An 11713-nucleotide genomic window follows, 5' to 3' on the forward strand; every position below is an offset into this window, starting at 1 on the left:
CAGGATGGCCAAACTTGTAATTAAAAGGAATTCTGAATGGGCTAACAAAATGCGCTCTTTTGAAATATGGTTAGACGGAAATTTTTTAGACAAAATCAATGACCGTGAAATATTGGAATTTGAGCTTCCTTCGGGCGTGCATACGTTGCAGGCAAAAATTGACTGGTGCGGGAGTCGCCTGCTGGAACTGGAGTTTGCTGAGGATGAGGTGAAAATGGTGGAGCTTACCGGTTTTGTTCTTTCCAAATGGCTGCTGCCGGTTGCTTTGGTAAATGCGCTGTTGCTTTTTTATCTTGACGCCGTTTACGATGTTAATTCCCTCTTTCTAGGTTTCCTTATGTTTCTCTTCCTGGGCTATCTGTTTTATTTCTTCACCTTTGGGCGGAATGATTACCTGCAACTTAAAATAATTAGCTAAACCAGCTATCCGGCCGATTGTAACAAAAGTTACTGCCCCGACGCTTCAAAATGTATATTTTTGCTTCAGAAATTTAGAAAATTTGGAGAAATACCTGAAAATAATCGCCGATTCCTTTACCGGATATTTTAGTTACCTGGTGCAGGAAATTAGTGATCCTTCCTGGACCAACTATTTTTACTGGCTTACGGGACTTTCTATTCTGGTTTGGCTGCTTGAAGTTCTCATTCCGTGGCGCAAGGAGCAGAAAGTGATCAGGCGTGGATTCTGGCTGGACAGCTTCTATATTTTCTTCAATTTTTTCCTTTTTTCACTTATTGGCTATAACGCGCTTTCCAATGTGGGGGTAGAACTGTTTAATGATTTGCTGCATTTCTCCGGTATTGAAAATATTGTTGCTTTTCACGTGCAGAATTTCCCGGTTTGGGCTCAGTTAGCCATTATGTTTGTCATTGCCGATTTTATCCAGTGGAATATTCACCGGCAACTGCACCGGCAGCCCTGGCTTTGGGAATTTCATAAAGTGCATCATAGCGTGAAGGAGATGGGCTTTGCAGCGCAGTTCAGGTTTCATTTTATGGAAACTATTATTTATAAAACCCTGCAATATATCCCGCTGGCCATGATTGGATTCGGTATTCAGCAATTTTTTGTGGTGCATATGCTGTCTGTTTTTATCGGGCATTTAAATCACGCGAATCTCGGCTGGGATTATGGCATTTTCGGCTATATTTTCAATAATCCTAAGATGCATATCTGGCATCATTCCAAAGAACTTCCGGAACATCGCCCCAACGGAATGAACTATGGAATTTCCCTCAGCATCTGGGATTATCTATTTGGCACGGCCTATATTCCGCAGAACGGAAAAGATTTAAAACTAGGTTTTGAAGGCGATCAGGATTTTCCGGAGGATTTTAAAGGACAGCTCATACAGCCTTTCAGAAGTAAAAAACAATCAGAAAAATCAAAAGACTATTCCAATGATTATAAAACAATTTAAGGACGATCCATTAGCGCATTATTCCTATGCTATTGTAAGTAATGGCAAGATGGCACTCGTAGATCCATCCCGCAATCCGCTGCAGTATTATCGCTATGCCGAAGAACAGGAAGCTCAGATTGTGGCAGTTTTTGAAACTCATCCTCACGCCGACTTTGTGAGCAGTCACCTGCAGATCAGTCAGCAGGCCGGTGCTCCAATTTTTGTCAGCAAAATGGTAGGAGCCGATTATAAGCACAGGACCTTTGATGAAGGTGAAACTTTTAAAATGGGCGATATCATCTTTAAGGCGGTGAACACTCCCGGCCATTCGCTAGATAGTATTACAATTGTTGCTGAAGATGATAATAAGACCGCTCTTTTTACCGGGGACACGCTCTTTATTGGGGATGTTGGCCGTCCCGACCTGCGTGAAAATGCAGGAAATATGAAGGCGAAAAGAGTTGACCTGGCCAAAAAGATGTACCATACCATTAAGGAGAAATTTAAAGACTTTCCTGATGAAGCTCTGGTTTACCCCGCTCATGGCGCAGGTTCTCTATGCGGAAAAAATATGAGCAGTGATTCTTCCAGTACTTTGGGAAATGAGCGGCAGGGGAACTGGGCGTTTAAGGAACAAACTGAAGAAGAATTTGTAGAAGAAATCCTGAAAGACCAGCCGTTTATTCCTTCTTATTTTGGATTTAACGTTGATATCAATAAAACCGGGGCAGAAAATGTGCAGAAGGCAATGGCGGTTGCCAATTTTCAGCTAATGACTACTGAGGTTGAAAAGGAAATTTTAGTAGTTGATACGCGTGATGAAGAAGTTTTTAAAAATGCTCATCTACCCAACAGTATCAATATTATGGCACGTTCAGAAAATGACAAATTTGAAACCTGGCTGGGCGCGATTGTAAAGCCTGAAGAAGAATTTTACCTGGTTTTGGAAAGCGTGGCGAAGTTTGATGAAATCCTGGAGCGGGTGGCGAAAATAGGATATGAAAAGCAGCTTAAAGGCATCGTAACGCTTTCTGCTGAAGTCGAAGGAAAATCTGATGATTTTGACCTGAAGGATTTTAAAGAAAATAAGCAGTCCTACACCATCGTGGACATCAGGAACAAGAGCGAAGTAGAGGAAGGAAAGATTTTTGAGGAGGCGCTTACCATTCCATTAAATGAACTAAGGGACAGGCAGGATGAGATTCCTGCAGAAAAGCCTGTGGTGGTTCATTGTGCCGGCGGCTATCGTTCTGCGGCCGGGAGCAGCATCCTTAAAAGCATTTTTGAAAATACCAGGATTTACGATCTTAGTGATGATATTAAAAAGTTCAGTTAGATGCTGATATAATTAAAATTTCAAGCCGCGATGGTTTTTTACATCGCGGCTTTTTTATGCCCAAATCAAAAAGCTTTGCAAAAGCTTTAATCAAAGCCTCAAACTTTTTCTATATTTACGAAACAAGCTTCAAAAATGCCGATTTAAGTAAGAATTATGGAAAAAAAATATAAAGTAAAGGTTAATGATTCCTATGAATTTGAATTTACTTCAGAAGAAATTGAAGCTATAGATAAGCAACAGGTTTCTGAGTCCAGATTTCATGTATTACAGGATAACCGTTCCTTCAAAGCTGAAATTCTTAATTCTGACTTCAATCAAAAAAAGTACACGGTAAAAATAAACTCCAATGTTTATGAGGTGGATATTGCCAATGAGCTGGATTTGCTTATTGAAGCCATGGGCTTGTCCTTAAGTTCAGCACAACTTGTGAACGACATAAAGGCGCCTATGCCAGGCCTTATCCTTGATGTAAATGTAAAAGAGGGAGACGAAGTAAAGGAAGGGGATTACCTGTTGGTTTTGGAAGCGATGAAAATGGAAAATACTCTTACCGCACCGGGAGACGGCGTAATTAAAGCTGTGCATGTGCAAAAAGGTCAGGGTGTGGAAAAAAATCAGTTACTGATAGAGCTGGAGTGAAAAGGGAAGTTAGTAATTAGAATTTAGAAGTGAAAAAGTGGAAAGTGGAAATTTTCAGTGTTTAAAATAAATGAGATAAAGAAGGGATGATTTTTTGGATTCGCTGAATGTGCATTGTTTAGAAATAATTTTCAATTCAAATTTCATCATTCAAATTTCATCATCAAACCCACAACCCACAACCTAAAACAGATATTTACAGATGAAGAAAATATTAGTGGCCAATCGGGGAGAAATCGCTCTGCGCGTTATGAAAACCATTCAGAAAATGGGGATTAAAACCGTGGCTGTTTTTTCTAAAGCCGATAGGAATTCGCCGCATGTAAAGTTTGCCGATGAGGCGGTTTGCATTGGAGAGGCGCCTTCTAACAAATCTTATTTACGAGGCGATAAAATTGTTGAAGTTGCTAAGAAATTAAATGTTGACGGGATTCATCCCGGCTACGGATTTTTAAGTGAAAATGCCGCTTTTGCTGAAAAAGTTGAAAAAAATGGAATTACCTGGATTGGCCCCGGTTCCAAAGCCATCAAAATCATGGGAAGCAAACTTGCCGCTAAAGACGCGGTTAAGAAATATGATATTCCCATGGTTCCCGGGATAGATGAAGCCATTACCGATGTTGAAAAAGCCAAAAGAATAGCAAATGATATCGGCTTCCCTATCTTAATAAAGGCTTCTGCCGGTGGTGGTGGTAAAGGCATGCGTATTGTTGAAAAAGAAAAAGACCTGGCAGACCAGATGCAGCGTGCTATAAGCGAGGCAGAATCAGCTTTTGGCGATGGTTCTGTCTTTATTGAAAAATATGTTGGTTCTCCAAGGCATATTGAAATCCAGGTTTTATCGGACACCCATGGGAATTTTCTTCATCTTTTTGAAAGAGAATGTAGCATCCAGCGGCGGCACCAGAAGGTGGTGGAAGAAGCGCCTTCAGTAATTTTAGATGAAAATCTTCGGAAAGAAATGGGCGAGGCAGCCGTTAAAGTTGCCAAAGCCTGTGATTATGTTGGCGCCGGCACTGTGGAATTCCTGATGGATGAAAATAAGAATTTCTATTTCCTGGAAATGAATACCCGCCTGCAGGTGGAACATCCGGTAACAGAATTAATAACAGGAATAGACCTGGTAGAACAACAAATAAAGGTGGCGAGTGGAGAAGAACTGCAATTTTCCCAGGAAGATCTAAAAATAGAAGGGCATGCCGTGGAATTGAGAGTCTATGCTGAAGATCCTATGGAAGATTTTATGCCAAGCGTGGGAACGCTGGAAAGATATCGCGGGCCGGCAGGGAAAGGAATTCGTCTCGATGATGGTTTTGAGGAAGGCATGGAAGTGCCAATTTATTACGACCCCATGCTGGCCAAGCTTATAACCTATGGAAAGAGCAGGGAAGAGGCCATCCAGCTAATGATTAAAGCTATTGATGATTATGAAATAAAAGGCGTGATGACAACATTGCCTTTTGGAAAGTTCGTTTTTGAACATGAAGCCTTCAGAAGTGGGAATTTTGACACCCATTTTGTGAAGAAATATTATTCCGCAGAAAAACTGGAGGATAAGATAGCCGAAGAAGCAAAACTGGCGGGACTAATCGCTTTAAAACAATATCTGAAGGACCAGAAGACCGTTCGCGTTCCTAAATAATTTAATCCTGAATTTCAGAATTCAACATTTGTATGAGTGATAATATTGATAAATTAAAAGATAAAATTGCGCAGGCACATTTGGGCGGCGGCGAAAAACGCATTGCCAAACAACACGATAAAAAGAAACTAACTGCACGGGAACGTGTGGATTATCTGCTGGATGAAGGCTCTTTTGAAGAAATTGGCATTCTTGTGACTCACCGTACCACCGATTTTGGAATGGACAGGCAGCAGTATTACGGCGATGGGGTGGTGACCGGTTACGGGACCATCAATGGACGGCTGGTATATGTTTTTGCGCAGGATTTTACCGTTTTTGGCGGGGCTTTATCTGAAACACATGCGGAAAAAATCTGCAAAGTAATGGATCATGCCATGAAGGTTGGCGCTCCTATTATAGGGTTGAATGATTCCGGTGGGGCGAGGATACAGGAAGGCGTAAAATCCCTGGGTGGCTATGCCGATATTTTTTACCGTAATGTGCAGGCTTCCGGAGTAATTCCGCAGATTTCTGCTATAATGGGGCCTTGTGCCGGTGGCGCGGTTTATTCTCCCGCGATGACAGATTTCACTTTGATGGTACAGGATACCAGCTATATGTTTGTAACCGGCCCAAACGTGGTGAAAACGGTAACCAATGAGGAGGTGACTTCAGAAGAACTCGGTGGGGCAAGCACCCATTCCACAAAATCTGGCGTGACGCATATTACTTCCCATAACGATATTACCTGCCTGGAAGATATCAAAACTCTTATGAGTTATCTTCCGCAGAACAATAAAGACACTCCGGAAAAATTGCCTTACGAGCTTGGAGATGAAATTCGGGAGAACCTGGACACTCTGGTGCCGGAGAGTTCCAACAAACCTTATGACATGCACGAGGTGATAAAAGGCATTATTGATGAAGATTCTTTCTTTGAAATTCATAAGAATTATGCCGATAATATTATTGTTGGCTTTTCAAGAATTGGCGGCAGAAGTGTAGGGATTGTGGCCAACCAGCCCATGAGCCTGGCAGGCGTACTGGACGTGGACAGTTCTAAAAAAGCTGCCCGCTTTGTGCGTTTTTGTGATTGCTTTAATATTCCGTTGCTGGTATTGGTAGATGTGCCGGGATTTCTTCCGGGAACAGACCAGGAATGGAATGGGATTATCCTTCATGGCGCCAAGCTGCTTTATGCCTTAAGTGAAGCCACAGTGCCGCGGGTAACCGTGATCACCAGGAAAGCCTACGGGGGAGCTTATGATGTGATGAACTCCAAACATATTGGCGCCGATCTCAACTACGCCTGGCCCACTGCGGAAATTGCAGTGATGGGAGCCAAGGGCGCCAGTGAAATTATCTTCAGAAAAGAAATAAAAGAGGCTGAAGATCCCGAGCTGAAATTATCGGAAAAAGAAGCCGAATATGCCGAGAAATTTGCCAACCCTTTCCGGGCAGCCCAGCGAGGATTTATAGATGAGGTAATTATGCCGAAAGATACCAGGAAAAAGCTGATAAAGGCTTTTGCCATGCTCGAGAATAAACATATTCTAAGAATAGACCGAAAGCACGGGAATATCCCGTTATAAATTTTTTTCCCTGGAAATTGATTTAAAAGGAGTGCAGGTTAAACTGTGCTCCTTTTTTTCTTCCGAAGAAAAGGTCCTGAAATTATTCTTCCCAATATTGGCGCTTCTGCACCTTATAATTTTGTTAAATGGGACTGTAAGTAAGGAGCTTACTAAACATTTTGCTAACTTCAGGTAAAGTGAAAATCAGCCAAAAAACCAATAAAATTTTATGGATAAAATTATAGATCACCCCGAAAAAGGGGCGCGTATCGAAGATAAAGAAGTTGTTCTTATTACCGGTAGCAGTGGATTAATAGGTTATCCTTTAATAGAAAGACTTGCAAAAAAATACCGGGTTATAGGCCTGGACAGGGTGGGGCCTCCTTATCCTCCCCTTAAAGCAGAATGTGTAAATTTTGATATTACAGATGAACATGCCATAGATTCTGCCATGGAGCGCATCAGGTATGGCTACGGAAGCAAAATTGCTTCTGTAATACATCTTGCCGCGTTTTATAGTTTTAACACTGAAGACAGCCCTGCCTACGATAAAATTAATGTGGAAGGAACGCGAAAATTTCTCCGTCAGTTGCAGGATTTTGATGTGGGCCAATTTATCTATTCGAGTTCAGATTTAATTTATAAGCCCACAAAGCATGGCCAGAAAATAAATGAAGATTGTCCTGTAGAAGCAAACTGGGGTTATCCGGAATCAAAAATCCAGACGGAAGAACTCATTAGAAATGAGAATGGGGACATACGCACTGTCTTTCTCCGGGTTGGTGGAGCTTATGACGAAATGGGCCATTCCATTCCCGTTTCTCAACAGATAAAAAGGATCTATGAAAAAGATTTCATAAGCCATTTTTATTCGGGGGATATGAACAGTGGGGATGTTTTTGTGCATCTTGAGGACATATTGGATGCCCTGGAACGAACTGTAGATCGCAGGAACGATATCCCAAATGAAATGGCTATCAATATTGGGGAACCCACATCTCCCACATACAAGCAGTTACAGGATAAAATCGGGAAATTGCTTCATGGCGAGGAATGGGAAACATACGAAATGCCAAAGGCAGTGGCAAAGGCAGGAGCCTGGACCAGGGACCTGGTGGGAGATCCCTTCATTAAACCCTGGATGATAGACAGGACAGACGATCATTACGAACTTGATATTAGCCGCGCAAAAGAAGTTTTAGGCTGGGAGCCAAAACACCGGCTTCTGGATACTTTACCGGCAATAGTCAGCAATTTGAAAAAGGATCCTGAAAAGTGGTACAAAGAAAATAATCTTGAATAGTATGGCAGATAAATCACATGAGATTCCACCTGGCTGGGATTATAACCCGGCATCGTGGGGGCAAAGGATTCCTATAGTTATTCTTGCTGTAGTAGGAGTTTTTGTTGCGGGTTACCTTGCACTTTATCAGCTAGACATTATAGACCATGTTTGGGAGCCTTTTTTTGGTGATGGCAGTAGAACGATCCTGAATTCCAAAATTTCTGATGTCCTTCCCATTCCCGATGCTGCCCTGGGTGCTATAGGCTATCTTGTGGATGCTGCAACCGGTGTTATAGGAGGAACCCACAGGTGGAAAAAAATGCCCTGGATCGTGATTGTTTTTGGGCTTGCCGTAGGCCCGTTGGGTTTTGTGAGTGTAATGCTGGTGGTATTTCAGCCTGTGCTGTTTTCAGCCTGGTGTACGCTTTGTCTATGTTCCGCGGTAATTTCAATTGCGATGATTGGCCCTGCAATGGATGAGATGCTGGCAAGTTTGCAATATATGCAACGGGTAAAAAGGTCTGATGCCAATACATGGAAAGCCTTTTGGGGCGTACAGTCTGAAATTGAAAAAGTAAATTAATATGTGGGCACAAGTAATAAATACAATTTTAGGAATCTGGTTGATGGTCGCTCCATCTTTTTTGGGAGAAACTGCGGCTTACGCCGATAATGGCCATATTGCGGGGCCGGTAATTGTAACTTTTGCGGTGGTTTCTTTTTGGGAGGCCACGCGCAACGTGAGAAAGTGGAATTATCCGGTTGCCGCCTGGTTACTTCTGGCCCCATGGATTCTTGGTTATACCGAAACCTGGGCAATTATTAGTGACATGGGAACTGGTATCCTGGTAATTATTTTCGCATCGGTTAAAGGAAAAGTTGAAGGTAGTTTTGGCGGTGGCTGGTCTTCGTTGTGGAAAGATAATCCCGCGCACATGCAGCAATAAATTTCAGGAATGTTATCTTCGGAAAAAAAGCATGCCTAAATTTAATAAAATTGTTTCTGTAGATCATACCAAACTTCAGGAATGGGCTGTAAGGGAATTGCAGAATCACAGTAAAGCTGAAGTTGAAATTCATAAAGATTATCCTTCTTCCAAAGCTGAAATCATAGAGCGTATAGGTGATGCCGAAGCGGTGTTGGTTTCCTGGCGCACGCCAATAGATAAAGAAATTATTGAGAATTGCCCAAACCTGAAATATATTGGCATGTGCTGCAGTCTGTATGATGATGAATCTGCTAATGTGGCGGTAAAATTTGCCCGGGAACAGGGAATTGAGGTCAGGGGAATAAGAGACTATGGTGATCCTGGTGTGATCGAATTCATAGTTTCAGCACTGGTAAGATTACTCCATGGCTTTGGAGAAAATCAATGGAAGGAGATGCCTGCGGAACTCACCAACAGGAAAATTGGCATTATTGGTCTTGGAGTTACGGGGCAATTGCTCGCAAAATGCCTGCTGCCATTTGGAGCAGACTTGTATTACTTCAGCAGGAGCCGGAAAAAAGAGTGGGAGACCAAAAACGTGAAATACCTTCCATTAGATGAATTGCTGGAAACTTCAGAAATAATCAGTATTCATCTTCCGAAGAATATCAAAATACTGAAGCAGAGTGAATTTCAGAAATTCGGTTCGGGCAAAATTCTGATTAATACTTCCCTTGGATTGCCGTTTGATGAAAAATCTTTTCAGCAATGGATAGGTAATCCTTCAAATGTCGCGATTTTTGATGGTGACGGAAAAAGTGCTTTAGATGGCAGGATTTTGAAAAATTCCAATATCATTTCCGCAGAAAAAAGTGCCGGCTGGTCTGCCGAGACGGAAACACGTTTATCTCAAAAAGTAGTGGAGAATATTCAGAATTTTCTTGGTTCCTGAATTTTTTTAGGAATAGCTATTAAGGGGTATTGTAACTTTGGTTACGCTAAGTCCTGTTTAAAATTACTTCATTTGCACTTCAAAAAGAGAAATTATGGAATGGATATATGAACCCTGGCCATGGTATGTTGCCGGCCCGTTAATAGCGGCGGTAATGTTCTTACTGCTCCTTATGGGCAGGCAATTTGGAATGTCTTCCAATTTGCGAACCATGTGTACCATGTGCGGGGCAGATGCCAAAGCCGATTTTTTTAAATTCGACTGGAAAGCTCAACGATGGAACCTGCTGGTGGTTATAGGAGCTGCCGTTGGTGGTTTTATAGCAGCCAATTTTTTAACCCGGGATCCCGCGGTAAATATTAATCCGGAGACGGTGCAAAACCTTCAAAACCTGGGATTCCAAAGTGCAGGCGCAGCTTATTTGCCTGATGAACTTTTTTCCCTGGATGCCCTAATGAATATCAAGTCCCTGGCCGTTTTGCTGGTGGGCGGGATATTAATAGGCTTCGGCGCAAGGTATGCTGGCGGCTGTACCTCGGGGCATGCAATTTCGGGTTTGAGCAACCTGCAATTACCATCACTTATTGCTGTAGCTGGCTTTTTTATTGGAGGCATGGTGATGATTTATCTAATTTTCCCACTAATCTTTTAAGATATGAGAGCATTAAGTTATTTGTTTATAGGCGTTTTCTTCGGAATTGTAATGTATAAATCTGAAGCGGCTTCCTGGTTCAGGATATATGAAATGTTCAGGTTTGATTCTTTCCATATGTATGGGATTATAGGTTCGGCATTAATAATTGGAATTATCGGCGTTCAGTTGATAAAGAGAAAAAAGCTGAAGTCTTTTTCGGGTGAACCTATTTATATTATTCCGAAGAAGAAAAGTTTTAGCCGCTACATGTATGGCGGTATTATCTTTGGGCTTGGCTGGGCTTTGGCAGGGGCATGTCCCGGTCCTATTTACACTCTAATTGGTGCTGGGTATGTTTCAATTCTTGTTGTATTTGCAGGCGCCTTACTGGGTACTTTTCTTTACGGATTACTCAGGGATAGGTTGCCCCATTAAATTGTCCTGGACAGGATTGCCAGTTTTCTGTTTTAAACGCCTTTCCATAAAATCCATACATCTTTTTACAGTTGTTCTGGTGGTTTCGTGGGCTATCCTGTTTTTGTCTCCATCAAGGTCCCAGATTCCACAATTACTGTAGGACTGGAGGTTATCCCAATCGGGGCGGTCTATAACAGGATAAATACAGAGTCCGCGAAGGTCTACTCCTAAAGAAATTGCCTTGTCACACTCTGTAGTAATTTCTTCCATCCAGAGGGAACGGTCATCACCAAAATGTCCTGTTTCAGTTAAAATTACTGGTTTATTATATCTTTTATAGGCATCCCGGAGCAAAATGTACATGGGGGTTAATACTGTATCTTCGGAAGGCCAGGGCAGGATCCGGCCCTTATGTTCCCATTGGTTGTTATAGTAATAGTTAAAACCGAGCATGTCACCTAAAAAAGGTGAACCTCCTAATTCCGGGCAAAGACGGCCCATAATTATGTCCATAGCCTGAAATTGATGCGAATTTAGTTCCAGGATTTCTTCTGTAACAGGTTCTTCTCCAACAGGATGGATTTTAACCAATGGTTCTACCAGCAGGATTTGAACATCTGGCGCTGTTTGTTTTAAGATCATAATACCTTCAATGGCAGCTTTGCAGAGATGGTATTTTATGTCAAATCCGCAATTGACCGCAAAAGGAACGGTACCTCTTACTTCACCTGAATGCCAGGATAAAAAACTTATTTCGTTAATGGGAACAATCAATAATGGCTCACCGGTGTAACTATTATGGAATAATGCAAAGGCACGGCAAAGAGCCATAAATCTTGCAGGAAATTGTGGGTGTGTGGGAATGAGGCCATCGGGATATCCAAAATGGCAAAGGTCCCATATGATTTGTATTTTAA

The 11713-nt window shown here is 42.1% G+C and carries 13 protein-coding genes; 12 read left to right on the forward strand and 1 reads right to left on the reverse strand.

What is annotated here, in order from left to right:
• The first annotated feature begins 4 nt into the window (after positions 1–4).
• The 12 genes from RM553_RS13975 to RM553_RS14030 all read left to right on the forward strand — a co-directional run bounded on the left by RM553_RS13975 (position 5) and on the right by RM553_RS14030 (position 10814).
• Positions 5–418: a hypothetical protein gene (locus RM553_RS13975; RefSeq protein ID WP_311535559.1), complete on the forward strand. Its 414-nt coding sequence runs from the start codon at positions 5–7 to the stop codon at positions 416–418.
• Between the two features lie 82 nt (positions 419–500).
• The gene (locus RM553_RS13980; RefSeq protein ID WP_311535560.1) at positions 501–1421 is read left to right on the forward strand and encodes a sterol desaturase family protein; all 921 of its coding nucleotides are present in this window, start codon (positions 501–503) and stop codon (positions 1419–1421) included.
• Positions 1402–2739 (forward strand): MBL fold metallo-hydrolase, encoded by a 1338-nt coding sequence (locus tag RM553_RS13985; RefSeq protein ID WP_311535561.1) that lies wholly within the window; start codon positions 1402–1404, stop codon positions 2737–2739. Before RM553_RS13980 ends, RM553_RS13985 begins: the two co-directional genes overlap by 20 nt.
• A 156-nt stretch (positions 2740–2895) precedes the next feature.
• Positions 2896–3381, forward strand: coding sequence for an acyl-CoA carboxylase biotin carboxyl carrier protein subunit (locus RM553_RS13990; RefSeq protein WP_311535562.1), 486 nt, complete (start codon positions 2896–2898; stop codon positions 3379–3381).
• 202 nt (positions 3382–3583) lie between these two features.
• The gene (accC, locus tag RM553_RS13995; RefSeq protein ID WP_311535563.1) at positions 3584–5023 is read left to right on the forward strand and encodes an acetyl-CoA carboxylase biotin carboxylase subunit; all 1440 of its coding nucleotides are present in this window, start codon (positions 3584–3586) and stop codon (positions 5021–5023) included.
• Between the two features lie 32 nt (positions 5024–5055).
• A complete protein-coding gene (locus RM553_RS14000) occupies positions 5056–6597 on the forward strand; it encodes an acyl-CoA carboxylase subunit beta (RefSeq protein ID WP_311535564.1) in 1542 nt (513 codons plus the stop codon).
• Positions 6598–6808: 211 nt separating this feature from the next.
• Entirely contained in the window at positions 6809–7882 is a 1074-nt protein-coding gene (locus tag RM553_RS14005) for an NAD-dependent epimerase/dehydratase family protein (protein ID WP_311535565.1), read from the forward strand.
• A 1-nt stretch (position 7883) separates the two neighbouring features.
• Complete coding sequence (locus RM553_RS14010) at positions 7884–8447, forward strand: vitamin K epoxide reductase family protein (RefSeq protein WP_311535566.1); 564 nt, start codon at positions 7884–7886, stop codon at positions 8445–8447.
• Between the two features lies 1 nt (position 8448).
• Positions 8449–8811, forward strand: a complete 363-nt coding sequence (locus tag RM553_RS14015; protein WP_311535567.1) for an SPW repeat domain-containing protein — start codon at positions 8449–8451, stop codon at positions 8809–8811.
• 31 nt (positions 8812–8842) lie between these two features.
• Positions 8843–9745, forward strand: a complete 903-nt coding sequence (locus RM553_RS14020; protein WP_311535568.1) for an NAD(P)-dependent oxidoreductase — start codon at positions 8843–8845, stop codon at positions 9743–9745.
• 94 nt (positions 9746–9839) lie between these two features.
• The gene (locus RM553_RS14025; RefSeq protein WP_311535569.1) at positions 9840–10397 is read left to right on the forward strand and encodes a YeeE/YedE family protein; all 558 of its coding nucleotides are present in this window, start codon (positions 9840–9842) and stop codon (positions 10395–10397) included.
• Between the two features lie 3 nt (positions 10398–10400).
• Positions 10401–10814 (forward strand): DUF6691 family protein, encoded by a 414-nt coding sequence (locus tag RM553_RS14030; RefSeq protein ID WP_311535570.1) that lies wholly within the window; start codon positions 10401–10403, stop codon positions 10812–10814.
• Here RM553_RS14030 and RM553_RS14035 read toward each other — a convergent pair.
• A partial coding sequence (locus RM553_RS14035) for a glycoside hydrolase family protein (protein WP_311535571.1) occupies positions 10788–11713 on the reverse strand: 926 nt, incomplete at its 5' end. The genes RM553_RS14030 and RM553_RS14035 overlap by 27 nt on opposite strands.

The organism is Autumnicola tepida, from assembly GCF_031846485.1.
In the GTDB taxonomy this organism is placed as follows: Bacteria; Bacteroidota; Bacteroidia; order Flavobacteriales; family Flavobacteriaceae; genus Autumnicola; species Autumnicola tepida.

Coding starts and splice junctions, on each gene's coding strand:
- RM553_RS14025 (WP_311535569.1), top strand. CDS start 9,840: ATGGAATGGATATATGAACCCTGGCCATGGTATGTTGCCGGCCCGTTA.
- RM553_RS13975 (WP_311535559.1), top strand. CDS start 5: ATGGCCAAACTTGTAATTAAAAGGAATTCTGAATGGGCTAACAAAATG.
- RM553_RS14030 (WP_311535570.1), top strand. CDS start 10,401: ATGAGAGCATTAAGTTATTTGTTTATAGGCGTTTTCTTCGGAATTGTA.
- RM553_RS14010 (WP_311535566.1), top strand. CDS start 7,884: ATGGCAGATAAATCACATGAGATTCCACCTGGCTGGGATTATAACCCG.
- RM553_RS14015 (WP_311535567.1), top strand. CDS start 8,449: ATGTGGGCACAAGTAATAAATACAATTTTAGGAATCTGGTTGATGGTC.
- accC (WP_311535563.1), top strand. CDS start 3,584: ATGAAGAAAATATTAGTGGCCAATCGGGGAGAAATCGCTCTGCGCGTT.
- RM553_RS14005 (WP_311535565.1), top strand. CDS start 6,809: ATGGATAAAATTATAGATCACCCCGAAAAAGGGGCGCGTATCGAAGAT.
- RM553_RS13990 (WP_311535562.1), top strand. CDS start 2,896: ATGGAAAAAAAATATAAAGTAAAGGTTAATGATTCCTATGAATTTGAA.
- RM553_RS13985 (WP_311535561.1), top strand. CDS start 1,402: ATGATTATAAAACAATTTAAGGACGATCCATTAGCGCATTATTCCTAT.
- RM553_RS14000 (WP_311535564.1), top strand. CDS start 5,056: ATGAGTGATAATATTGATAAATTAAAAGATAAAATTGCGCAGGCACAT.
- RM553_RS14020 (WP_311535568.1), top strand. CDS start 8,843: ATGCCTAAATTTAATAAAATTGTTTCTGTAGATCATACCAAACTTCAG.